We start from the raw sequence: 25,684 nt of genomic DNA, 5'->3' as shown, positions 1-25,684 counted from the left end.
GGGCAGATATCTAGCGCAATACGATAGACGCTAGAGCACCGAATTAATTATGAGGAACACCACGAATGAGTGAGCAGATTTACGACTCGTCGAGTATTAAAGTCCTAAAAGGGTTGGATGCCGTACGTAAAAGACCAGGGATGTACATTGGCGATACAGACGATGGCACAGGCCTGCATCACATGGTGTTCGAGGTCGTGGATAACTCCATTGATGAAGCCTTGGCTGGTCACTGTGATTCCGTTGATGTTGTGATTCATCCGGATAACTCAGTATCGGTATCCGATAACGGCCGTGGTATTCCTACTGAGCTGCACGAAGAAGAAGGCGTGTCGGCTGCAGAAGTTATCTTAACCGTACTGCACGCGGGCGGTAAGTTCGATGATAACTCCTACAAAGTATCCGGCGGTCTGCACGGTGTGGGTGTTTCAGTTGTAAACGCACTGTCTGAAAAGCTAAAGCTGACCATTCGTCGTGGCGGTAAGTTATACGAGCAAGAATATACGCACGGCGTGCCTGATTACCCACTGAAAGAAGTCGGTGTTAGTACAACGAAAGGCACCATGGTGACCTTTCTGCCGTCCAAGCTGACCTTCACTAAAACTGAATTCAGCTACGACTACCTAGCTAAGCGTCTGCGCGAATTGTCATTCTTGAACTCAGGTGTGCGTATTCACCTGAAAGATGAGCGCAGCGACCGCGAAGACTTGTTCGAATTCCAAGGTGGTTTGGCGACCTTTGTTAACTACCTGAACGAAGGCAAAACCGTTGTGAACGACGTGTTTCACTTCAACGTTCAGCGCGACGAAGCCAACGATGGCATTGGCGTAGAAGTGGCGATGCAGTGGAACGATGGCTTCCAAGAAAACATCTACTGCTATACCAACAACATTCCGCAGCGCGACGGTGGCAGCCACTTGGCTGGTTTCCGTGCCGCACTTACGCGTACTTTGAATACCTACATCGAGAAAGAAGGCCTAGCCAAGAAACACAAAGTGGCGACCACGGGTGATGACGCTCGTGAAGGTTTGACCGCAATTATCTCGGTAAAAGTACCTGATCCTAAGTTCAGCTCGCAAACCAAAGACAAACTGGTCTCCAGTGAAGTGAAGCCAGCGGTAGAGCAAGAAATGGGGCGTTTGTTCTCAGAATACTTGCTTGAATTCCCGCAACAAGCCAAAGAATTGGTTGGCAAAATGGTCGATGCAGCACGCGCGCGTGAAGCAGCCCGTAAAGCTCGCGAAATGACTCGCCGAAAAGGCGCTCTCGATATCGCTGGTTTGCCGGGTAAACTCGCCGATTGCCAAGAGAAAGACCCAGCCCTATCTGAAGTGTACCTAGTGGAAGGGGACTCTGCGGGCGGTTCTGCGAAGCAGGGCCGTGACCGCCGGAACCAAGCGATCCTACCGTTAAAAGGTAAGATCCTTAACGTTGAAAAAGCACGCTTCGACAAGATGATTTCATCCGCTGAAGTAGGCACCCTGATTACCGCATTGGGTTGTGGCATTGGCCGCGAAGAATTTAACCCTGACAAACTGCGTTATCACCGCATCATCATCATGACCGATGCCGACGTCGACGGTGCGCACATTCGTACGCTGCTGTTGACCTTCTTCTTCCGTCAAATGCCAGAGATCATCGAACGCGGGCACATCTACATTGCTCAGCCGCCGTTGTACAAAATCAAACGCGGCAAGCAAGAGCAGTACATCAAAGACGAAGAAGCGATGGAGAGCTACCTAACTCATATCGCATTGGAAAAAGCAGCGCTGCACCCAAGTGCCGAAGCGCCAGCGATTACCGATATCGCCTTTGCTGAAATCGTTGCTCAGTATCGTGCCGCGCAAGAAACCGTCAAGCGTATGTCGAACCTAGTGCCAGGCGAAGTGCTGCACCAGATGGTCACTCTTCCGCGCCTAAGCCCTGCCGACCTTGAAAGTGAGGCGATGGTTAAGGATTGGACCGAAAAGCTCTCAGCTGTCCTCCCAGACGCTGGTCGCAGCGGTAGCCACTTCGAAGTGGCCGTACTAAAAGACAGCGAACGCAATAACTACAACGTCGAAATTAAAGTCATTACCCACGGTATGGCGCGTGAATACCTGCTGGATAAAGACTTCTTCGGCGGTAGCGGTTACAACAAACTCGCGACTATGAGTGAAATGCTGCGCGACACCTTGGATAGCACTGCCTACATCCAACGTGGCGAACGTGTTCACCCAATCGTCGATTTCTGGGATGCCGTGCAATGGTTACTGTCTGAAGCGAAAAAAGGCTTCAACATCCAGCGTTATAAAGGACTGGGCGAAATGAACCCAAGCCAGCTATGGGAAACCACCATGGACCCAGAAACACGCCGCATGCTGCAAGTAACCATCGACGACGCCGTAGGTGCCGATAAGATGTTTACCACGCTTATGGGTGACGAAGTAGAACCGCGTCGTGCCTTTATTGAAGCGAATGCGTTGAACGTAGCGAACTTAGATTTCTAATCTGAGTTGGTGAATAAAAAGCCCCGATTAATTCACGTTAATCGGGGCTTTTTGCTTAGGAATATCCAAGGAAAGGTATATGGAAATCACCTTCAATAAATGTGTTAGATGCCATAAAAGTATGCGAAATCGTCTAGGGATTATTTCGTTAGAGCGCGCATGCTGCCCTTATTGCAAGCTACATTATCGGCATGGAAATGGACTTCCATTTATGATTATCGTGCCCTGGTATATTGGGCTTCTAATATTCCCTTATTATTTAATTATTTTAATAGCGAGCGAGATTAGTGTGGCTGGTGTTTCTTCAATAACTATATTGGCCACTATTTATCTTTTGTATTTCACGCCTTTGGTGTCGGTTCGTTCGACTAGGCAGCGATAATTAAATCAATTGTTACCCATTAATCGGCTCACCAGATGAGCCGATTAAATGCGTTATTCGGCTCATTTAGGCCTTATAAGCCTCAATTTCGGTCTTCCACTTTTCAACCAGCGCTCGGTTGTCGTGGTCGTTAGGATGGAAGTCTTCGCAGTAGAAGTCTTTAAACGGGCCTTTGATACAGGTAAATAAACCGGTTTCGCTGAACAGCGCCGCATAGGCATCTTTTATATGTGCCCAGCTCGGCATGCGGCGGGCGTTAAACAATAAATAGAAAGTACGAGCGAAGCTGAGCATAGGAAAGAAGATGGCTACGGTGCGCATAACCCGCGTTAGCATCTTACGGCTACCGCCGGTGCTCATGTATACGTCAAACGCTACGGCTTTATGTTCTATCTCTTCAATGGCGTGCCAGATCAGTAGGTTTTTCACCGCTGGATGCATGTCGTCGAGCTGTTCGGGGTAAGTGAGCACATACTCCGCTACGATGGCAGTAATATGTTCAAGGCATACTGTTGCCGCTAAGCGCTCTCTAGCTGAGCGTTTGCTGTTTAGAAACCCGATGGCTCGTTCAACTCGCTTCTCAATGGCTAGTGCATTCCAGCCCAAGGATTGTAGCTTTAGGTTGGCGAGCTTGTGCTGATTGGTGTGGTGCGCTTCTTGGCGAGTGAAGTCTTGGATATCTTGCAGCAATTGGGGATCGGTCACCTTATCTTTGAAGGCTCTAACCGATTCAATGAACATTTGCTCGCCCGATGGAAAGGTACCCGATAGCACCGTCATGAACGCTGTCATAAAGGGGTTGTTACGATACCAATCCATTTTGTCGATGGCATCGAAAGCGAAGTCCATTTTACGCACTTCAATATTTTGATGTGCCGATTCGGCGATAGTCGCCATGGCAGCGCTCCTACTAGAAGATGAGTGAATACATCAGATAGTTGTAACCGACAACGGCGGGCTAACTCAAGGTCTGTGGAGGCCAGCCTTAATAACAGTAGCCATATAATAAAGGCAGCCGAAGCTGCCTGAATGTTGCTTAGCGCAGCGCTTAGAAGTAGTAATCAATGGTTGCGTAAATCGCTTCGTAATCACCTTCTGTGACCATGCCGTTGGCATCTATACCACCGTCTTGGGTGAGGTATTCGAGATAGACCCAACCAGGGCCGTAGTTGTAGCTCACGCCCGGTAAATAGGCGGCCACGGTATCGGCATTATTGCCGTCGGTATTCGGCATTGCCCAGTTGGCATCTAGGTAAAAAAAGTAGTTACCTTGGGTCCACGATAGCTCTAGCGCGGCGCGGTCATTTTTAACTTCATCAAGACTAATGGCTGCGGCGTAGTCGTTCGGTAGTGAGCGCTTAGTAACCGTATACTGCCCTTTAACGCTGAGCTTATCGAAATCGCCCTTGTAATAAACCGCCAATGCGGAGTGATTGCCATCCACTGGATTGGTGACATCGACACCGGTCAGGTCTTGCAGTTTACCGGCTTGCACCGAGGCGCCGACTTGTTGCCCTGAGCTGACGTTGAAGGCGGCATCGGCAACGAGGGTTTGCACTTTGCGATAGGTGGTAGATGAGCCCCAGTGGCCGTTGTCATCCATGGTATCTGTGCTGGTTTTACCCCAGTCATCGGCATGATAGTAGGCTAAGTTGTAGTTCAAACCATCGCGCATGGCGGTGTATTTGATACCTACATCCATCTGGTCGCCATAGCCACCCATGAGGGCATCCCCAGGCCAAAAGTTAGAGTTCTTCCAACCGAAAGGTACTTGGCTTTTACCAAGTTTTAAGCTGCTTTCTTCGTTGAGCTGATAACCAATCCAGGCTTTGTGTAGGCCGAAGTTATCGCTTGTTGAGTTGCTGCTAGAACGGGTAAACGACCCCGGCCCATAACGTACTTCAGCGGATAGGGATATTGGTGATCCTTCACGCTGGTCGTCAAAATATAAGATGACCGCTTCATCACCTAAGGTGCCTAAGCTTTCTTCGTCGCGATCAGAGTCGGTTTCGTAGGCATAGTTAAACCATATGCCGCCGCTCACGGCTGGTGATGCCATCGCTACGATAGGGCTTGCGCCCAGCATGGCGATTAATAATGGTTTAACCGGATTAATACCAGCCAATACGCTAGGTGCTTTTGGTTTTGAATATTTCATAAGTCCCTCTTTCTTTTTGGTCTGTTGGTTACTTTTATTCAGCTGCAGCAATGAGGCTGGCGTTGCCGCCAGCTGCGGTGGTGTCGATACACAGGTGACGTTCAATTTGATAACGCTCGGGCTGATCGAGCTCGTTGATCAGCGGTAGCAAAATGCCTTGGCGTTCGGATAACGCGATTCGGTATTGCTGCTGCAACGACGCTTCAGCATTGCAAGCAACGGCGGCAAAGCCATCGCATGAGCTAAGAGCTTTTGGTTCGGCAATGCCGTCGAGCGCAACGATAGGTAAAGGTTGATGCCCCGTCTTGGCCAGTTCTTTCTCGACATCGGGAGCAATAACGACGACGGCATTGCCGGTTGCCAGCGCCCAAGAAGCTTGGCGTAGTGCGGTGTTGGCGTCTGGGCCAAGGCACAAGATCACACCGCGTGCATGTACAGACAGTCGGTTCATCTCACCAGTTGGTCCCGGCATATCGCTCACTTTTGCTGGTAAGCGCGGGGCACTCATGCCGAGTGACTGAAACAACGCACTAACCCTGGCTTCGCTGACGCTATCGGGAATTTCTTGCGCTAGCTGTTTGGCCATCGTGATTGCTTGGCTAATCGCAGCGGCGGTCACTTTCGCGCCTTTGGGCGTTTTAACCTGCGCTTCTTGCTTGCGCGCCATAAAGCGTCGCAGGTATTCGGGGCCGCCGGCTTTTGGTCCGGTACCCGATAATCCTTCGCCACCAAAAGGTTGTGAGCCAACAATGGCACCGATTTGATTGCGGTTAACGTAGGTATTGCCCACACGAATACGTTTGGTAATGGCTTCAACACGTGTATCCATACGGGTTTGCAGGCCAAACGTTAGGCCGTAGCCACGGTCGTTAATCGCATCAATAACCTTGTCGATATTCTTAGCGCTAAAGGTGGCGATATGCAGTACAGGACCAAAGATTTCTTCTTCCATATCTTCAATGCCGTTAACGCGAATAACCGTTGGGGCGACAAAACGTCCTTGTGCTGGTACGCGCAATTTCTTCAATATTTGGCCATTCTTAGAGCGTTCTTGGCAGTAGGCTTCGATGCGATTCTTGGCGATATCATCAATCACAGGGCCGACATCCGTGGTCAAATCCCAAGGGTTACCCAGTTCGAGTTCGTCCATAGCGCCGTACAACATGTGCAGAAGGTTATCGGCGATATCTTCTTGTACGTACAAAATACGTAGGGCTGAACAGCGTTGACCCGCACTTTGGAAAGATGAGGCTAAAACATCGCGCACGACCTGCTCTGGCAGCGCGGTGGAATCGACCACCATGGCGTTTAGACCACCGGTTTCGGCTACTAAGGGAGCATCTGCCGCCATGGTTTTCGCCATTGCACGATTAATGGTGGTGGCGGTGATGGTTGAACCAGTAAAGCAAACACCGTCGATACGGGCATCGCTGGTGAGAGGCCCGCCGACCTTAGGGCCGCTGCCGGGTAGCAGTTGTACTATGTCTTTCGGCACACCCGCTTCGTGCATGAGTTCTACCGCACGGGCAGCAATCAACGGAGTTTGATCTGCCGGTTTCGCCAATACCGCATTACCGGCGGCAATCGTGGCGAGGATTTGGCCGGTAAAAATCGCCAGCGGAAAGTTCCACGGCGAGATACAGGTGATAACTCCACGCGGCGTTAATTCGGCGGCGGTGGCATCGGTTTGTAGTAACCGTAATTGTTGCGCGTAGTAGCGAGCAAAATCGACGGCTTCGCGCACTTCCCCCACGGCGTCCGCTAGGGTTTTACCGGCTTCACGGGTGGCTAAGGCAAATAGTTCAGGTGTGTGTTTTTCATAGAGATCGGCGACGCGATCGAGTATTGCAGCACGCTCCTCTGGTGCGTTTGCCGCCCAAGCGCTAAAGCCTTTGCGCGCGCTGGCTATCGCACGTTCGATATCTTCAGGGGCAGCGCTGGTAACATAGCCAACCACATCATCGGGCGCTGCGGGATTGCGCATGATTGTGCGCTCATTACCTTGGCTCTCCGCTCCGGCGATCATGGGTTGTGCACGCCATTGATGCTCTCGGAAAGCATTACGTTCTTTGTTGAGTTGTGCCACAACATCGGGGTGAGTGATATCAAAGCCACGCGCATTGGGGCGACCGGCACCATAAAGCGCACTGGGTAGTGTAATAACGCTACTTGGGCTTATTCCCAACTCGGCGACTAAGCCAAATGGATCTTTGGCGATGGTTTCAGGCGCGATACGGGTGTCGACAATCTGATTCACAAAGGAGCTGTTGGCACCGTTTTCGAGTAACCGACGGACCAAATAGGCGAGCAAATCTTTGTGTTCGCCGACGGGTGCATAAATGCGGCAGCGGGTTTTCTCCATGGCGTGAACCATGTCGTGCAGCGATTCCCCCATGCCGTGTAAGCGCTGGAACTCAAAGGCATCGCGATTAACGCCACGCGCCATGGTTAATACGGCGGCCATGGAGTGTGCATTGTGAGTAGCAAATTGCGGATAAATACGGTCGGTCATGCCGAGTAGTTTTTCAGCGCAGGCAAGATAGGAAATATCTGAGTGTACTTTGCGTGTGTAAACCGGAAAGCCATCGAGGCCAAGGGTTTGTGCGCGTTTGATCTCGGCATCCCAGTAGGCACCTTTCACCAAACGCACCATGATGCGACGATCAAGGCGCTTAGCCAGCTTGTAGAGCCATTCAATGACAAAGCCTGCACGCTGCCCAAAAGCCTGAACCACAACGCCAAAACCATTCCAGTCTTTGAGCTTAGGGTCACTGAGCACGGCTTCGATGATATCGAGCGAGAGATCAAGGCGATCCGCTTCTTCGGCATCAATATTGAAGCCCATATTCGCTTCTGCGGCTTGGTGCGCGAGTTTGCGTGTTTGTTCAACTAACTCATCCATCACGCGCTCGCGCTTGGCGAATTCGTAGCGTGGATGGAGTGCGGAGAGCTTAACGGAAATCCCAGGGTTATCGGCGATAAGATCGTGAGTACACAGAGGGGCTAGGGTTTTGATGGCGCTGCTGTAGTCTTTGAAATAATCGTCGGCATCGGCTTGCGTGCGTGCCGCTTCACCTAGCATATCGTAGGAATAGGTATAGCCTTGGCTTTCGAGTTTACCGGCTTGTTTGGTGGCTTCTTTGATGTTGCGCCCGAGTACGAACTGGCGCCCAAGTTCGGTCATGGCTTGGCCCACGGCGACACGAATAACCGGCTCACCCAAGCGCTTTACTAAAGACTTTAACGTTGAAGTAATGCCTTTGTCGCTGGATGGCACAATCAATTTGCCCGTGAGCATTAAAGCCCAAGTGGAGCTGTTCACCAGCGATGAAGCGGAGTGACCTAAATGCTCGCGCCATTCGCCGTAGGCTACTTTGTCTTCGATCAGCGCATCAATGGTGGTGCTATCCGGCACTCGCAGTAAGGCTTCGGCCAAGCACATCAATGCCACCCCTTCGCGAGTGGATAGACCATACTCTGCAAGAAAGTTTTCCATCATGCTTGGGCGACTTGCGGCACGCACTTGGCGTACCAGCTCGGCGGCTAAGGTCGAGGCTTGTGCGCGATCGTCGGCGCTGAAGTTCGAGGCAGCAATAATGCGTGTTAGCGTGGCAACTTCATCGGCCAGATAGTGCTGGCGTATGTCGTTGCGCAGAGCTTGAGAAGTAGATGGCATACATGTCTCCTATAAACGGTGGCCGGATCTACCGTCTGCGTTTTTAGGAGACGGGTACTAACTTAAAATCCGGACATGGAATCGATTGTCTTTCATTGTACAAATGCTTTTAAAAGCTATTTCTCTATATTTGTGGGTTTCTATGCGTAAAAATCTTTTAATATTTTGATTTTCAAATCATAAAAACTAAAAAAGTAATAATTTAAAGACGTTTTATCTATGGCGCGAATTCCTTCGCTGCCGCGATCAAGAGGCAGCGAAGGTTGCGTCGAAGTTAGCTACGCACGGCAGTAACGACGTCGTCGAACTGGGTTTGCAGTCGTTGCTCCGGTGGGCGCGTCGCTAAGGTCGCCACAACGATGGCGATGCAGGCGAAGATGATGCCCGGAATGATTTCGTACAGCTCGAAAATACCACCGGATAGCTGTTTCCAAACCACCACAGTAACGCCACCGGCAAGAATGCCCGCCAAAGCGCCCCAGCGATTCATGCGTTTCCAGTACAGGCTGAAGATTAAAGCAGGACCAAATGCAGCACCAAAACCAGCCCAAGCATAAGACACGAGTGCCAATACACCTGAATTCTCATCCAGTGCTAACGAGGTAGCGATCACCGCAATCACAACCACCGCAATGCGGCCAACGTTAACGAGCTGTTGTGGTGAGGCGTTTTTATGGAAGAGCGCTTTATAGAAGTCTTCTGCCAAGGCTGAAGAAGAGACCAGCAATTGCGAATCTGCCGTGCTCATCACCGCCGCTAAAATAGCCGCCAACAATATACCGGCAACGACCGGATGGAAGAGGGCATCAACCATGACCATAAATACCGTCTCGCTATCACCAAGACCCGCTTTTAAATACGCAATGGCGAATAAGCCAATCATGATCGAGCCTGCCATTGAAACACCTGTCCATAACACTGCAATGCGGCGTGCTGCGGGTACGTCATCTTTACTTCTAATACCTTTGAAGCGGGCAAGAATATGCGGCTGACCAAAATAACCAAGACCCCAACCCACCAAGGACAAAGTACCGATAATGGTAATGCTGGAGCCATCGACATTGGTGAACATATCGAGTAATTCAGGATTCTTGGCTTCGATGGCGGCGAAGGTTGCGGTTAAACCACCGAGGTCGCTCAATGCGATTACCGGCACCAGTACAAGCGCGCCGACCATGAGTAAGCCCTGCACAACATCCGTCCACGATACGGCTAAGAAACCACCAAATAAGGTATAAGAGATGACGGCCGCAGCCCCAACGATCACGGCGATTTCATAATCTAAGCCAAATACAGTGTTAAACAACTTACCGCCAGCGACGAGGCCAGCACTGGTGTAAAAGAGGAAGAAAACGAGGATGAAAAAGGCGGAAACAACTCGCAAGGTGTGGGAGTGATCGCCGAAGCGTTTTTCGAAGAAGGCGGGAAGGGTCAGAGCATCATCGGCCATGTGCGAATAGGTGCGTAAGCGCTGTGCGACAATGAGCCAATTAAGCCAAGTGCCCACAAGTAGGCCACCTGCCAACCAGAAAGCGCCATAACCGTCGCTCATGGCAAACCCCGGTAAACCGAGTAACAGCCAGCCGCTCATGTCGGATGCGCCGGCACTTAGCGCACTTGGAACTGGCCCTAAATTACGCCCACCCAGCACGTAATCGGAAAGATCTTTCGTTCTGCGGTATGCAACCAGACCGATGACCATCATCAGTGCGAGATAGAGAATAAAGGTTAACGTAACCATAGCGGCCTCCAAGGGATCGTTGTTTTTTAAAACCGTTGTTTCTAGTCGTATGCCTATCCATAATTTGACTCAAAGGCACAATATGAGCGTGCAAACTAAGTCGTGGTTACGGATTAAGATGGATTACGGCTATTTATTTTTACGAAACGAGGTATTTTATTTTTTAAGTCCATTTAAAGAGTAGAGCAGGTGGCGCAGGATAAAGACCTAAATAACTAACATATCCAGTGAAAATGAATATAATTCATTAGATTATTAGGGCAATATCCCAAATTATGTAAGATTTGCTGGTTTTGCTAATGATTCATCATATTGGTGCAATTTTCTATGCTGTGCGCAAAAAATGACCAAAATGCACGACATACAATTAACGGGGTAGCGGGCACTCATACTGTCTGTGCTGGAGAGGTGATAATTTGGAAAATCTTGATAAATTAGACATGTCTATTCTGCATGAATTGCAAAAGGATGGACGAATTACGGTAACGGAATTGGCATCGCGCGTAGGATTATCAAAAACACCCTGCCAAATACGAATGAAGCGGTTGGAAGATCAGGGCTTTATTTTAGGTTACGTCGCATTATTGGATTTGAAGAAAATTGGTACTCGTCACGTAGCATTTGTACAGGTGTCGTTGTCTGATACTAAAACGCGAGCATTAAATGCTTTTAATGAAGCTGTGCGACAAATTCCAGAAGTAGAGCAATGTCATATGATCGCTGCGAATTTTGATTACTTATTGAAAGTTAGAACCTCCGACATGGAAAGTTATCGTGCTGTGCTAGGTGAAAAAATCTCAGCGCTGCCTTACGTGACGCAAACCAGTACTTTTGTAGTCATGGAAGATGTAAAAGATATTGAGTCGCGCTTGGGCTAGCGTGTCAGCGCGAGCAATAGGAACCTCTTATGAGGATGTTAGTCGATATATTACCTTCGCCGCATGGAGCTTGTATGCGTTATCTAAGTATTATGTTCGCTGTATTGCTATCTAGCCTTTTCTTTTCCGAGAGTGCCGTGGCTGCTGATCAATCTTCTACTGTTCAAGCATCTTCAGAGGCACCGCCGCAGGAAGTGCAAAAAATAGAAGACTTAATATCCACATTAGAGAGCGAAGCCGATCGAGGCGCACTGGTTGAAAAGCTAAAGCTATTGTTGGAAGTTAATGAGCCTGTCCCTAGCGATTCTCTTGTTGATGGCTTGATTGATTTAGACAGCACCGGTAACGGTTTAGCGAATGAACTCATGCGAGTTTTAAATTCATACGGGTTTAGTGACTCTCTAATCGGTGATTTGCTGGTTTTATTGGTGGCCTTATTTGTTATTGGCGTTTTTGTCTTTTTAAATGGCATGTTGGCCGTCCGCTTAGAAAAGCGCATGCGTACAATTTCTAAGCGTTTAGAGTTAGGTCGAGATCGCTTCCAAGTATTATTCTCGTTGCAACGTTGGGCTGGGTATTTGTTCGGTTTTATTGTCAGCCTTTATGCCTGCACCAACGTACTATCCGATTACTATCCGAAAGCCGCAGAATTTCTAGCATTTGAATCCGTTTTCTCATCGGCCTTTATGCTTATTGTCGTTGCTTTGGTTTTTATGCTCATTTGGGAAGGGGTAAATGCCTTACTAGAACTTATTGTTCATAAAAATAGCCATTTATCGAGTAGCCGCTTTCAAACCATCACTCCTATCATTCGTAATATTTTAATGTTCACCCTCAGTCTGCTCTCCACTATGGTGGTGCTGTCGGAGTTAGGTATCGACATCATGCCACTTCTTGCCGGTGCGGGTGTATTAGGTATTGCAGTAGGTTTTGGTGCGCAAACCTTAGTGAAAGATTTTCTGACCGGGCTTACGGTTATTTTCGAAGACCTGTTGCAAATAGGCGATGTCATTCAACTAGGTGATCACTTTGGTGTAGTCGAAAAAATTTCCTTACGGAAAATTCAGATACGAGATCTGGATGGCGCTGTAATAACCGTGCCATTTGGTGATATTTCGGTAGTTAAAAATCTAACCAAAGATTTCAGCTTTGCGTTATTTAATATTGGCGTGGCGTATCGCGAGAACATTGATGATGTACTGGTATGTTTAAAAGAAATCGATGTAGATTTACGCAACGATGATGTTTATAAAGAGAAGATATTAGAACCGATGGAGATATTTGGTCTCGATCAATTTGCTGGCAGCGCCGTAATGATCAAGGCCCGAATTAAAACCCAATCTCACGACCGTTGGAGTGTTATGCGTGAATATAATCGTCGTATGAAAATAGCGTTCGACGAGCGCAATATTGAAATACCTTTCCCTCATCAAACCATCTATTTCGGTGAAGATAAATCGGGTCGAGCGCCAAGTGCAAAAATTGAATTGGATAAACCCCAAGAGGCTACACCAGAAGTTAAGGCTGAGACTAAGTCCGATATCAAACCGAGTACTGAAGAGGCTTAGTTAACTAGTAAGTAATAAAAAGCCCCGCTATTTAGCGGGGCTTTTTTGTAGCGTATTCGATGGTGTCTTGTTTTAACTATTTATCGCGTGGACCAAATAGCAACCAAGCCACAAAGCCAGCGACTGGCAAGAATAGAATCGCAAGAATCCATACTACCTTAGCGCCAGTTGACGTTCGGCGCGACTGCACGACGTTAATCAAAGCGTAAATATCTGCAATCAGAATAATAAGCCCAAACAAACCGGTAATTTGAATCTGCATGTTAATGTCCTTGGTTAATCTAAATTAAAAGCGCTTACCACTGGTCGTGTCGGTAATTATGGTGCCAGTGAACTTTGTCGATGATATCTCTTCGACGGTGGAATTGATCCAGTGTTCAACCTGATCGTGTAATTCTTGGGTGCTTAAATTTGTTGTATCAATCGCCGGGCTGATGGCGACAGTAATTGTTCCTGGGCGTTTTATCCAATGATCATGCGGCCAGAATTCTCCGGCATTATGAGCAACGGCCAGCACGGGGGCATTGTTTTTTACTGCAAGCATTGCCGCGCCCTTAGAGAAGGCTTTACGAGTTCCGGGCGGCACGCGGCTACCTTCTGGGAATATCAAAATATGAAAGCCGCTATGTAAGCGTTCCGCGCCGTCTTTTACTAATTGTTTTAACGCTTGGGCGCGCTGTGTGCGATCAATCAATATCGGGTGCATGTGTTTCAATAGCCAACCAAAGAGGGGCGCTTTGGTCAGTTCTTGCTTGGCGACCTGAACTTGCGGGTACAGCAACACGGGTAGCATGAAGGTTTCCCAGCTGCTTTGGTGTTTAGCTAATATAACGCAACGCTGTTCGTCCTTTGGGATATGTTCTGCACCGACAACACGCCAGTGTATGCCGGTGATTGCCTCTGCTGACCATAGAATCACGCGACACAGCGGGCGTGCCACCCAGCGATGACGTAACTTTAACGGCAATAGGGGAATGAATATTAGGCTCGGTAGCATCCAAAATAGCGTGAACACACTTAGCCATAGGTACAGCAAGAGTGTGCGTGCGCCATAAAAGGCAAGTTGAATACTCGTTAATACTGGTTTTTTACTCATCGCTTCTCGCAGGCTTATGATCCGCCCAATTCACGCCCATCTCGCGGTGCGGAGCTGGGCATTCAAGTTAGGCTGTATGCAATTAGAGTACGAGGAAACCCAGTGGTAATAAAGCGGCGATGATAAGAAGTGAGCTTTATTCTGCTTGGCCTAGCAACCAATCCACAAAGGCCGACAAGTCGTCGAATACAGGGCGATCACAGAGTTCTGCATCAGCCTGTAATTTCGGTAGCGTGCGTTCGCCTTTGCCTGTCATTACTAGTGCCGTTTTACAGCCGGCACTGGCCCCAGCTTTTAAGTCTGTGAGTGAATCACCTACCATCCAAGCATCGTTAGCAGAAATACCTAACGCTTGTTCAATTTGGTGGATTAAGCCTGGCATTGGCTTACGGCAATCACAATGGTCATCAGGAACATGCGGGCAAAAAGCGATATGCGCAAATTCACCGCCGTGTTCAGCCGTTAACGAACCCATTTTGTTGTGCATGCCGTTTAATACTTCAATAGGGAAAAATCCACGGCCAATCGCCGACTGGTTCGTCGCCACAGCAACGGTATAGCCTGCGTTGCACAAACGACCAACGGCCTCAGCGCTACCCGGTATTGGCTGCCATTCATCCACCGAACGAATGTAATTGTCGGAGTCGTAATTTAGTACACCATCGCGGTCGAGGATAATCAGCTTCATAAAATTAGGATTCCGTAATGCTCGGCAGGTTGGCGCCATTAAAGAAAGTGAAAGGGAGATTATCGATATCTAGGTTGTCGATGCAACCTAAGTTCAACCGATAGCCGCCTGTTACCTTACTTTTATGGAAGGTATAAATGCCGCAGACTTTACAAAAATGATGTTTCACATGATGGCTATTAAAGGTGTAAGTGGTCAAGGCATCGTCTTTTACATCAAGTGTTAGCTCATCAACCGGTACGGTTAATACCGACATCAATGCCCCTTTTTTCCGACACATTGAACAATTGCAGCGCAGCCCACTATCAATCACGTTACTTTCAAATTCATACTTAATAGCGCCGCAGTGACATGAGCCTGAATAGTGCATAGTAAATTCCTTTTATCTTACTGAGTCTGAACTATTAAATAGAAAAGGAGCCGAGGCTCCTTTTTATTATGAATATTTCATCCTAGTTAAGAGATTATCTTAAAGCACTGAAATATCCGCAATTGCCATAAACAAGCCACTGAGCTGTTTAAGCAGCGCTAGGCGGTTGTTCTTAACGGCTTCATCATCGGCAATGACCATTACGTTGTCGAAGAAGGCATCGACCACTTCACGTAGGCCAGCCAATTCGGTTAACGCTGCGCTGTAATCGCCATTCGCGAGCAGTGGCTCAACCACGGCTTTTTTCGCGGCAACTTGTTCAGCTAGCGCTTTTTCTTCGGCTTGTTGCAGCAGTTCAGCATTCACTGTGGCTTCAACGTTCTCACCGCCATTCTTAGCTAGAATGTTGGAGACACGTTTGTTGGCAGCGGCGAGTGCTTGGGCGGCTTCTAATTTACCGAAGGCAAATACCGCTTGTACGCGACGGTTAATATCCAACGCATTGGTTACGCCCAGTGCGCGAACAGACTGGAACACGCCGGTTGGGATGTTTTCGTCTTGATACCAAGCGCTGAAACGATCTAACAGGTATTCAGTGAGCGTTGCTTTGGTATCGGCGCGCAGTTCCGTGGCCCATTCATTCGCCAACGCCCAATCAATTAAGTCGCCAAGGTCGATGTTGATTTGCTTTTCAACCAGCAAACGCAACACACCTAATGAAGCGCGGCGCAGTGCAAATGGGTCTTTCGAACCCGTTGGCAGTTGGCCAGTACCAAACAAGCCGACAAGGCTGTCGAGACGATCCGCCAAGGCGATCAGCGTACCGGTTTGTGTTGCCGGTAAAGCATCTCCAGCGAACGCAGGCATGTATTGCTCGACCATAGCGGCCGCAACGTCTGCTGGCTCGCCATCGTGTTCGGCATAGTACTTACCGGCCAAACCTTGTAGGTCGGTAAACTCAGTCACCATGTTCGAAACAAGATCGTTTTTGCATAGGTGTGCAGCGCGTTGCACCAGCGCCACATCGGCCCCCATGTGCTCGGCAATTTTGCTGGCTAAGGCACTGATACGACGAGTTTTGTCGGCAGTAGAACCAAGACCATTCACCCAGACCACGTTCTCTAATTTCGGGAAACGGCTAGCCAATGGGTTTTTACGATCGGTATCCCAGAAGAAAGCAGCATCGGATAAACGCGGACGAATCACCTTCTCGTTACCCGAGATCACTTGCTGTGGATCTTTGCTTTCTATGTTGGCGATGGTGATGAAATTTGGCAGCAGTTTGCCGTCTTTCATTACGTGGAAGTACTTCTGGTGTTCTTTCATTGAAGACACTAAGGCTTCTGGTGGCACGCGCAGGAAGTCTTCATCAAACGACCCCGCCAAAGCCACTGGCCATTCGTTTAGGGCCGTTACTTCGTCTAACAAGTCGTCGCTGATGACGGCTTCGCCGCCCAGTTTTTTACCTTCGGCCGTAACTTGCTCTTTGATCAAAGTGCCGCGTTCGCTAAAGCTCGCCATCACATAGGCGGCGCGTAACTTGTCTTGGTATTCTGACGGGTGTTCGATAACGATCTCGCCCGGTGCATGGAAGCGGTGACCACGGCTGGTGTTGCCGGCTTTTAAGCCAAGCACTTCGGCATCGACTACGTCGTTACCAAATAGCATGACTAACCACTGTACTGGGCGCACGAATTCAATACGCGACGAACCCCAGCGCATGCGCTTAGGAATCGGCAGTTTATCCAAGCTGTTTTGCACAATTGCGGCTAACAGCTCAGTGGTGTTCTTGCCTTTGATCGTACGTTCGAGCATCAGCTTACCGGCATTCTTTTTGTCAGAATCAGGCGCTGTTTTTAATTCAGACGCGTCGGTACCGGCGCGGGCCGCAAAGCCTAATGCGGCTTTGGTTGGCTTACCATCGGCGTCAAAAGCGATGTTTGCTGGCGGACCGTACAGAACTTCTTCTTGATCGGCTTGTTGCTCGGGTAACGCAGCAATGCGCACGGCTAAACGACGCGGTGCGGCGAATTGTTCAATCGCACCCATGGTTAAACCCGCGTCTTTCAAGCCTTGTTCAATGCCTTGAGCAAACGCGTTGGACAGATTTTTAAGTGCTTTTGGAGGTAGCTCTTCAGTACCTAGCTCTACTAAGAAATCACGAGTGCTCATTATTTTTTCTCCTGCTGGGCAGCGTCTTTATCGGCTTTTTTCGCCTTGGCTGCTTCGTACTTAGCTAATACTTCGGCGCGGTTTGCTTCGGTCGCCAGCGGGAAGCCTTTTTCCGCGCGGCTGTTGAAGTAAGCTTCGGCAACCGAGCGAGCCAATGTACGTACACGCAAGATATAGCCCTGACGCTCAGTCACAGAAATTGCGCCGCGAGCATCGAGTAAGTTGAAGGTATGCGAGCCTTTCAATACCTGCTCGTAAGCGGGTAGCGGCAAGCCAACTTCGATCAGACGTTTGCAGTCTTTCTCGTATTGATCGAAGGCTTTGAATAAAAAATCGACATCGGCGTGTTCGAAGTTATAGGCCGATTGCTCCACTTCGTTTTGATGAAACACGTCGCCGTAGGTCACGGCTTTGCCGTCTGGGCCGTAGGTCCAAACTAGGTCGTAGACAGAATCCACTTCTTGCAGGTACATGGCGATACGCTCAAGACCATAAGTGATCTCGCCGGTTACTGGGAAACATTCCAAACCGCCAACTTGCTGGAAGTAAGTGAACTGAGTCACTTCCATACCGTTTAGCCAAACTTCCCAGCCCAAACCCCAAGCGCCAAGCGTTGGTGATTCCCAGTTGTCTTCAACGAAACGAATATCGTGAACCAAAGGATCAACGCCCATCACGCGCAGCGACTCAAGGTACTTTTCTTGAATATCCACTGGGTTTGGCTTCATCACCACCTGAAATTGGTAGTAATGCTGTAAGCGGTTCGGGTTTTCACCATAACGGCCATCAGTAGGACGGCGACTTGGTTGCACGTAAGCAGCGCTCCAGTTTTCTGGGCCGATAGCACGCAAAAACGTCGCGGTATGGAAAGTACCGGCACCGACTTCCATATCGAGTGGCTGGTTAATAATACAGCCCTGTTCGGACCAGTATTCCTGCAAGGCAGCAATTAAGCCTTGGAAGGTTTTGACGTTATGGCGACTCTGGCTCACAGCGAGGATTCCTGTTTGCGTGCGTTATGCAACGTTCGAAAATTTAAAGACGCGAGATTATAACAGTGACGGTGGGATTTTGTAGCTATTGGTGGGTTTTGTCGCTGCTGGCGCGGTTGGGGTTATTTTTGTGGCTGACGCCGCGGGGTTTTCGCACGGGGCAGGCCCTGAGGCACGAGACGATATGCTTTAAACTGGAGATATTCGTATGGGGTTGTAGGAGGGAGTCAACGAATGTTTTTGTTCGTAGTCGCGACGATGGTTTGGCATCGTTTCGGCACTGCTCGCTGGCGCTCTCTGAGTACCTCCTACAACTCCCTGAGTACTTTCTACAGTCCTGTTCCTCACCGTTCAAAGGCTTTAATTCAAAGTGCTGACCCTGTAGGAGCAATTCAACGAATGCTTTTTGTTCGTAGTCGCGACAGCGAAATCCGCAAGCAGCCGGCAAAAAAAGCAAATCACACCATCAAAGCTTTCACATAATTCGGCAACGCAAACGCCGCAACATGAATCTCTGGGTTGTAATAACGCGTGGCAAAACCCGCTGCGTCGTAACGCGCTTGAATCTGTTCAACGCTTTGCTTGCGCAACGAGGCGTCGTCGGTTGCCCAAGCTAAGGTCATAAAACCACCGGTGTAGGTTGGCACGGGGGCAACGTAAAAGCTGTTGTCTACGTACAGTTTGCTTAGGCGTTGGAAGGTGTTGGTGATTTCTTGGCCTTGCATAAAAGGTACGCCGTTTTGTGCCACCATGATGCCGCCTTCGTTTAGGCAGGTTTTCTCATCAGCGTAGAAGTCTGAGGTGAACAGTACTTCGCCCGGGCCGATAGGGTCGGTGGAGTCGGAAATAATAACGTCGTATTTGTCTTGGCAGTTGGCGACGAATTCTTTGCCATCGGCGATCACGATAGTGGCGCGTGGGTCATCGAAGGCACCATTCGAGTGGCGCGGGAAGTATTCTTTGCACATGTCGATGACACTGCCGTCGATCTCAACTTGGGTTACGTGTTCTACGTTTTTGTGGCGCAATACTTCACGCAAGATACCACCGTCGCCACCGCCAATAATGAGTACGCGCTTGGGTGCTGGGTGGGCGAACAAAGGTACATGCACCATGCTTTCATGGTAGATGAATTCGTCTCTTTCGGTGGTTTGTACCACACCATCCAGCAGCATGACGCGGCCTAGAAACGGCGTTTCGAAGATTTCCAGATGTTGGTGTTCCGTTTTCACTTCAAACAGCAATTCGCTAACGGTGAAGGATTGGGCGTAGCCATCATACAGGCGTTCGGAAACGACGGTTTTAGAGGTCATGAGATAGTCCGTGAGGATAGGAGGATGAGTTTCTGCGGGCGATTATAACGACGTGAACGCGATGAGGCCACGGCAAGCTGGGAAATCGTATCGGTAATGGGCCCGAATTGCCCTTAGGTCTGCAATTGCGTCTGCTATGATCCCCTTCTAGGATTAAATAAGAATATAAAAAGGAAATCATGATGCACTCCCAATTCAAAAAGTCGGCCTATTGCTTGGTCGCGGCTGCGCTCGTATCGGCTTGCAGTGGCAACAGCAGCAGTACCAATGTTGCTACTGTGGTCGACGTTGATCCTACCACTCAACTTGCTCAGCAAACCTTGGCTGAATTGGGAGCAGATCTTCCGGCAGCGGATGCGGCATTAAGTTCAGATACCCCTGAAGGCTTATGGCTGATCAATACCAGTTCCAAGTTTGATTATGTCGTGACCGATAGTAGTGATACCTCTAATTACTATCAGGGCCGAGAACTGGTGTTATTAAGCGCATTAGCAACCGAGGGGGAGTACCGCTTGTGGGCGTGTAATATTGATCACGAGTTAGATTTTACTGCTATCACGTTAACGCTTGCTGATGGCACGTTGAGTGGCTCGGTTGAGGACTCTTATAATTGGAGTCTGATTTTAACCAACAACCGGAGTTTATCCGGTAGCTTGCAGACTGATGCGACGGGGGACGGATACAGTATTGCGCAAAACACCCGTATGGTGGGTGTGAAGATCAGCGATGCGACGTCGTTCAACGATGCCGCAAGTGAATATGCGATTGGCGTCGATTTTACTGTGGGTTCCGCCAGTGCCACCTTTGCTGAATTAAGTGATTCGTTAGCGTGTGTTGGTGCTTCAAAAGGGGTTGGTGCCGGTGTGGTGAATAACAACACTTCTATATCTGCTGTCAATTACGCTGAAATCATGACACTCACTGGCGAGAAGACCGCGTTCTCTGGCGATGCGAGCACGATCGGATTAAGCGCAACGCTGTTTTACGACAACACTTTCTCGCAGGATATTATTTCAGGCCAAAGTGATATTTATGGAGAGGGTACGTGTGATGAAGGCGATGATACCTGTCAGAGCACTACGGCGTATTCGTTAGCTATTACGGCAACGAGTGAAGATAAACTGGCATTCACGGCATCCGGTACTGATGAAAATGACGGTGAAATGTCTCTAGATGTGAGCATTGAAGCTAATTAATTCGACCTTTTAAGTATAAAAAAAGCGGCTCCTGTTTATTTGCAGAGGGCCGCTTTTTTCTGTGCGCTGTTAAATTCAACGCCTATCGGTTTTATTCAGGTAAATTAGCAATAAATGCTTTTAAGTCGGTTGCCGTTTGCTTCGGCGCTTCCAGCATTGGCAAGTGACCAATACCCGGCATAATAATTGTTTTAACATTGGTTAAAAGGCCTTCCAATATCGGTGCAGCTTCTGGGTTGAGTACTCGATCTTCAGCGCCCCACACCAGCAAGGTTGGGGTGGTTAAGCCGCGGACGCGTTCTTCAACATTGTCTGCTGATATTTGCGCAAAAATATTCTGCTCTAAATCGAAGTTAGCGATACGTTTTTTTGACATTTCATCCAGTACAAAATCTGGGATGAAAGGTGGCTTGCTCATGACCATATCGAATACTTTACGAAACTCTTCTGGAGTTTTGGCCGTTAAAGGGTTCACTCCAGTTTTACGAATAATAGTACGCATTTCTGCTTCAGGAGCAGACCAAACACCGCCTGGATCGAGCAACCATAAGCTCTTAACTTCGTGCGGGTAAAGACTGGCGTAAGTCATTGCAATGTGGCCACCCATGGAACTTCCACCTAAGTGAAAGCGCTCTAGGCCAAGGCGCGAAACCAATTCGTGTAGGCGTTGTGCTTGTGCGATAGGGGCATAATCTGCACCTTTTGGCTTCGAGGATTCGCCAAAGCCAATATGGTCGGGAGCAATAATGTGGAAGTCGCCCGTTAGGTATGGGCTAACTTCGGTAAAGTTATCTTTGTCGGCGCCGAAACCATGCAACAAGACTAATGGTTCGCCTTTACCGCCCTCAAGGTAAACATATTGATTACCATCGGCTAAGGAAATGGTTTTGCGCTCAAGGCCAGCGATATCGCGTTTAATATCGACAAGGAAAGTGGCGGTCTTCAATGGAGCAAAGTGAACACTAGCAAATATTCCGATCACTGCGATCAAAATCAGTATTAGCAGGCTTTTAACGAGATTCATCAGTAAACCTTATTGTTATCGATGGGTGGATAAACAGATGTGTAGTCACCTGTTGGAATTCGACGATGGCTAATAGTACTCAGACGGTACTCGTAAACCCAGACCTTATTAGGCCATAGTTCGGGTCGGCTGGCTTGATATGATCCATTTTGGCCCATATGTACCTGAATTTCGCAGCGTTCATATTCGTGTGGGAACGGATCTTCGGCTCTGCAGGCTTCATACTCATCTAGAATAGCCAGTGCAGCTTGTGGATTTTTTAGGCAAAACAATTCGCCAATGACTTGATCACTGGACGCTGTGCTGCTCTTTGCGCCTGGGTATCGTCCCAAATCAAACAGTTGAGCCTGCCAAATGTATTGTCCCATGGCTTCGCCGTATAGTTGTAAGGCTTCGTGGGCAATATTGCCGCCCTTAGGTAAATGTTGGCTATGTTGCTGGCACTCAGGGCGAAGGGTGCCATAAACAAACAGGTATTCTTCGGTCATTTTGTCTGGCCTTTAGGTTAGAATGCGACTAATCGGTTAGCCGTATTGTCCTCTCTGATCTTGAAATTTACCTGTTTCGTATTGAATTGGCCTTGTTAGGAAACCAGGTAGTGGAGATTCTGTGACGACGGCCTCATTTTATACAAAAGAGTACTTGTGGTCGTCTGGGTGTCATAAAACGAGTGTTAGAGTGAGTCTCGTTTTAAAAATACCGCCAATATTATGATCAAATAAGAGGGCGCATAGATGTTGAGTTCGAGATTGTTCACCATAGGAATAATGACTGCTGCAATTACGGCTTGTTCAAACGAGTCGACTGATGCCGCAGTAGCGGTGGTTTCTGAACAATCTAGTAATTCGGTTACCAACGCTCCTATTTTTAAATCGCCAGCGGGTGTTTGGTTAATATCATCCAAGCTTCTCGAAACGAATACCAGCCCTGAGTTTGGCATCACCAGTAGCATTGAAAGCAAACAATTGGTTGTGCTAGAAGAAATTGGCGACGGTGTTTTCCGTTTTCACGAGTGCGGTATGAATATCGATGTTGATTACGCAACAACGAAATTAGTGCAACGCGGTGAGCGTTTATTTGATCAAGGTGCTTACCAAGATAAGCGCGGTGAAGTGCAATATTCCGAATCGTATAAAATTGAGTTTGAGGTGTTGAACGATCAATTTCTCAATGGCGTATTATTAGTGACCGACCAAGATAGCAACGGCAGTTACAACGGTATTCAGCATGCGATGATTTCGGGTAATAAATTTAGTGATGTTGGCTCTCTAAGCGAATTAACCGATGAAGATATTGCTAGTGCGTTTGCTGGCGAGAAAATTAATAAGCAATCGACGAATGAAGCTCATAGTATTACGTGTTTAGCGTCGTCAAAAATAAAGTCTGACGGTACTAACAATTGGGATAGCGTTCCGCAAATGGTGCGTAACGTTATTAATGATGTACGTGAAGAGCTCGATGCTATGCCGGCAGATATTAATGCAAATGGCGCTGAGGAAATTGCGGAAGATGGCGTTAGCCGAGACGAATCTAATCAGGTCTCTAGCTGGTAAGTGCATTTCCGTCGATAAAAAAAGGGGCGTTGCAATATGGTAACGCCCCTTTGCTTTGCTAGGTGCTTATTCCCCAGCGTTTACGACTTCCATTAAGTCTACATTTTGGAATCCACGAGGTAGTTTATTACCACGGCGTCCACGCTCGCCTTGATAATGTTCCAAATCGGAGAACTTCAATTTCAAATGACGCTTACCGGCGTGTACCAGCAAGGTGTCATTTTCATGGAAGGCAACAGCACTCACCATTAATTCTTCACGACTGGCGGCACGTGCGCTGTTAATACTGATCATCTTATTGCCTTTGCCACGTGCCATTTGCGGCAGGTCTGCTGCTGGGAATACCAACATACGACCTTCGTTGCTGATGGCTGCAATCCAGCATTTTTCAGGATCGGCTAAACGTGCAGGCGCAAGAATACGGGCATTATCAGGAATGGTAATCAGTGTCTTGCCAGCCTTATTTTTACTTTGCATATCGGCAAGGGTGGCAATAAAGCCATAGCCTGCATCGGTGCTCAGTAAATATTGTTCTTCGTCTTTGCCCATCAATACTTTTAGGAAGCTAGCGCCCGCCGGTGGGTTCAGCTTACCGGTGAGGGGTTCGCCTTGGCCGCGTGCCGATGGCAGTTGGTGTGCAGGCAAGCTGTAAGAACGACCACTACTATCGAGGAATATCGCGTTTTGATTACTCTTGCCTTGGGCGGCAATCATAAAGCTATCGCCCGCTTTATAGCTGAGATTTTCGGCATCGATATCATGGCCTTTCGCCGCACGTACCCAACCTTTTGCGGAGAGTACAACGGTGACCGCTTCTGCCGACACTAATTCCGTTTCGCTAAAGGCTTTTGCTTCACCACGAACAACCACAGGTGAGCGACGTTCGTCGCCATAGGTTTCGGCGTCTGCGGTGATTTCTTTCTTAATTAAGGTTTTTAAGCGACGCTCAGAACCCAGAGTTTTTTCTAGGTAATCACGTTCTTTTTCTAATTCGTCTTGTTCGCCACGAATTTTCATTTCTTCCAATTTGGCGAGGTGACGTAATTTTAATTCAAGAATGGCTTCTGCTTGAATATCGCTGATGTCAAAACGTGACATTAAAACTGGCTTAGGTTGATCTTCGGCGCGGATAATTTCAATTACTTCGTCGATATTTAAAAAGGCAACTAACAAGCCTTGTAAAATATGCAGACGAGCCATCACTTTGTCTAAACGATATTGCAAACGACGCCGTACGGTTTCAGTGCGATAGCTTAGCCATTCGGTTAGCATGGTCAGTAGGTTTTTAACGGACGGACGTCCGTCTAAACCAATGACGTTCATATTAATGCGGTAATTACGTTCTAAATCCGTGGTGGCAAATAAATGCGCCATCACCGCATCGGCATCCACTCGATTGGATTTAGGAATAATCACTAAACGAGTTGGGTTTTCGTGGTTTGATTCATCGCGTAAATCGGTGACCAAGGGCAGTTTTTTAGCCGTCATTTGGGCTGCGATTTGTTCTAGGATCTTCGCGCCGGATACTTGATGCGGTAGTGCAGTAATGACAATGTCGCCATCTTCTACAGTATAAACGGCACGCATCTTCACGCTGCCTTTGCCTTCGCGATACATTTTGCGTAAATCTGCGCGGGGCGTGACGATTTCGGCATCGGTCGGGAAGTCGGGTGCAATCACATGCTCGCACAGAGCTTCAATATCCGCGGACGGATCATCCAATAAATGAATACAGGCACTGGCGACTTCGCGCACATTGTGCGGCGGAATATCGGTGGCCATACCAACCGCAATCCCCGTTGTACCATTCAATAAAATATTCGGTAGGCGCGCCGGAAGGGTGATGGGCTCGTCCATGGTGCCGTCGAAGTTAGGTTGCCCCTCAACCGTACCTTGGCCCAGCTCCGATAGCAGCACATCGGCATACTTCGCTAATTTCGCTTCGGTATAACGCATGGCGGCGAAGGATTTTGGATCATCCGGGGCGCCCCAGTTACCTTGGCCATCGACCAATGGATAACGATAAGAGAACGGCTGCGCCATGAGGACCATCGCTTCATAGCATGCACTGTCGCCATGAGGATGGTATTTACCCAGCACGTCACCCACTGTACGAGCCGATTTTTTGTATTTAGCCGTCGACTTTAAGCCCAACTCGCTCATCGCGTAGACGATACGGCGTTGTACTGGCTTTAAGCCGTCGCCAACGTGCGGCAGCGCACGATCAAGAATGACGTACATCGAATAATTGAGGTACGCATTCTCGGTGTAATGTTTGAGAGTCTGGCGTTCGACACCGTCGTCTGTATAACTGATCTGATCCGTCATAGGTCGCTTTTCATCGCTTCGTTTGATTCAGTTTATTCGGGTCTATGTTTATTGAGCCGA

19 protein-coding genes are annotated in these 25,684 nt (G+C 48.6%); 5 read left to right on the top strand and 14 right to left on the bottom strand.

Annotated features, from left to right (window positions below):
• The first annotated feature begins 65 nt into the window (after positions 1–65).
• Positions 66–2,489: a DNA topoisomerase (ATP-hydrolyzing) subunit B gene (gyrB, locus tag UXZ23_RS04835; RefSeq protein WP_320819507.1), complete on the top strand. Its 2,424-nt coding sequence runs from the start codon at positions 66–68 to the stop codon at positions 2,487–2,489.
• A 448-nt stretch (positions 2,490–2,937) separates the two neighbouring features.
• On the opposite strand, the gene UXZ23_RS04830 is transcribed toward gyrB, so the two are convergent.
• The 4 genes from UXZ23_RS04830 to putP form a co-directional block, all read right to left on the bottom strand.
• Complete coding sequence (locus UXZ23_RS04830; RefSeq protein ID WP_320819506.1) at positions 2,938–3,768, bottom strand: metal-dependent hydrolase; 831 nt, start codon at positions 3,766–3,768, stop codon at positions 2,938–2,940.
• A gap of 151 nt (positions 3,769–3,919) precedes the next feature.
• Complete coding sequence (locus tag UXZ23_RS04825) at positions 3,920–5,029, bottom strand: hypothetical protein (protein ID WP_320819505.1); 1,110 nt, start codon at positions 5,027–5,029, stop codon at positions 3,920–3,922.
• A 34-nt stretch (positions 5,030–5,063) separates the two neighbouring features.
• Entirely contained in the window at positions 5,064–8,705 is a 3,642-nt protein-coding gene (gene putA / locus UXZ23_RS04820; protein WP_320819504.1) for a bifunctional proline dehydrogenase/L-glutamate gamma-semialdehyde dehydrogenase PutA, read from the bottom strand.
• 274 nt (positions 8,706–8,979) lie between these two features.
• The gene (gene putP, locus UXZ23_RS04815) at positions 8,980–10,446 is read right to left on the bottom strand and encodes a sodium/proline symporter PutP (protein WP_320819503.1); all 1,467 of its coding nucleotides are present in this window, start codon (positions 10,444–10,446) and stop codon (positions 8,980–8,982) included.
• 416 nt (positions 10,447–10,862) lie between these two features.
• Between putP and UXZ23_RS04810 the strand changes: the two genes are divergently transcribed.
• Complete coding sequence (locus UXZ23_RS04810; RefSeq protein WP_277288733.1) at positions 10,863–11,324, top strand: Lrp/AsnC family transcriptional regulator; 462 nt, start codon at positions 10,863–10,865, stop codon at positions 11,322–11,324.
• Positions 11,325–11,398: 74 nt separating this feature from the next.
• A complete protein-coding gene (locus tag UXZ23_RS04805) occupies positions 11,399–12,892 on the top strand; it encodes a mechanosensitive ion channel family protein (protein ID WP_320819502.1) in 1,494 nt (497 codons plus the stop codon).
• Between the two features lie 76 nt (positions 12,893–12,968).
• Here the strand turns inward: UXZ23_RS04805 and UXZ23_RS04800 are convergent, their stop codons facing one another.
• The 7 genes from UXZ23_RS04800 to speE form a co-directional block, all read right to left on the bottom strand.
• Entirely contained in the window at positions 12,969–13,154 is a 186-nt protein-coding gene (locus UXZ23_RS04800; protein WP_015485210.1) for a PLDc N-terminal domain-containing protein, read from the bottom strand.
• A 24-nt stretch (positions 13,155–13,178) separates the two neighbouring features.
• Positions 13,179–13,988 carry a lysophospholipid acyltransferase family protein gene (locus UXZ23_RS04795; RefSeq protein WP_320819501.1) on the bottom strand — a complete coding sequence of 270 codons (810 nt, stop codon included), beginning with the start codon at positions 13,986–13,988 and terminating at the stop codon, positions 13,179–13,181.
• Positions 13,989–14,124: 136 nt separating this feature from the next.
• On the bottom strand, positions 14,125–14,676 hold the full coding sequence (gmhB, locus tag UXZ23_RS04790; RefSeq protein ID WP_320819500.1) for a D-glycero-beta-D-manno-heptose 1,7-bisphosphate 7-phosphatase: 552 nt from the start codon (positions 14,674–14,676) through the stop codon (positions 14,125–14,127).
• A gap of 4 nt (positions 14,677–14,680) precedes the next feature.
• Positions 14,681–15,046, bottom strand: a complete 366-nt coding sequence (locus tag UXZ23_RS04785; protein ID WP_320819499.1) for a GFA family protein — start codon at positions 15,044–15,046, stop codon at positions 14,681–14,683.
• A gap of 99 nt (positions 15,047–15,145) precedes the next feature.
• Positions 15,146–17,218, bottom strand: a complete 2,073-nt coding sequence (gene glyS, locus UXZ23_RS04780; protein WP_320819498.1) for a glycine--tRNA ligase subunit beta — start codon at positions 17,216–17,218, stop codon at positions 15,146–15,148.
• Positions 17,218–18,210, bottom strand: a complete 993-nt coding sequence (glyQ, locus tag UXZ23_RS04775; RefSeq protein WP_320819497.1) for a glycine--tRNA ligase subunit alpha — start codon at positions 18,208–18,210, stop codon at positions 17,218–17,220. Before glyQ ends, glyS begins: the two co-directional genes overlap by 1 nt.
• Positions 18,211–18,668: 458 nt before the next feature.
• On the bottom strand, positions 18,669–19,523 hold the full coding sequence (gene speE / locus UXZ23_RS04770; RefSeq protein WP_320819496.1) for a polyamine aminopropyltransferase: 855 nt from the start codon (positions 19,521–19,523) through the stop codon (positions 18,669–18,671).
• 179 nt (positions 19,524–19,702) lie between these two features.
• On the opposite strand from speE, the gene UXZ23_RS04765 reads away from it, so the two are divergent.
• Positions 19,703–20,719, top strand: coding sequence for a hypothetical protein (locus UXZ23_RS04765; protein WP_320819495.1), 1,017 nt, complete (start codon positions 19,703–19,705; stop codon positions 20,717–20,719).
• A gap of 91 nt (positions 20,720–20,810) precedes the next feature.
• On the opposite strand, the gene UXZ23_RS04760 is transcribed toward UXZ23_RS04765, so the two are convergent.
• A complete protein-coding gene (locus UXZ23_RS04760) occupies positions 20,811–21,743 on the bottom strand; it encodes an alpha/beta hydrolase (RefSeq protein ID WP_320819494.1) in 933 nt (310 codons plus the stop codon).
• Complete coding sequence (locus UXZ23_RS04755; RefSeq protein ID WP_320819493.1) at positions 21,743–22,231, bottom strand: gamma-glutamylcyclotransferase family protein; 489 nt, start codon at positions 22,229–22,231, stop codon at positions 21,743–21,745. Before UXZ23_RS04755 ends, UXZ23_RS04760 begins: the two co-directional genes overlap by 1 nt.
• Before the next feature lie 246 nt (positions 22,232–22,477).
• Here UXZ23_RS04755 and UXZ23_RS04750 point away from each other — a divergent pair, with 246 nt between their 5' ends.
• Positions 22,478–23,296, top strand: coding sequence for a hypothetical protein (locus UXZ23_RS04750; RefSeq protein ID WP_320819492.1), 819 nt, complete (start codon positions 22,478–22,480; stop codon positions 23,294–23,296).
• Positions 23,297–23,362: 66 nt separating this feature from the next.
• Here the strand turns inward: UXZ23_RS04750 and parC are convergent, their stop codons facing one another.
• Entirely contained in the window at positions 23,363–25,624 is a 2,262-nt protein-coding gene (gene parC, locus UXZ23_RS04745) for a DNA topoisomerase IV subunit A (RefSeq protein WP_320819491.1), read from the bottom strand.
• Positions 25,625–25,684 lie beyond the last annotated feature (60 nt).

The sequence above is a fragment of the Thalassolituus sp. genome (assembly GCF_034111725.1).
GTDB lineage: Bacteria > Pseudomonadota > Gammaproteobacteria > Pseudomonadales > Oceanobacteraceae > Thalassolituus.
This window is presented reverse-complemented; position numbering and strand designations above follow the sequence as displayed.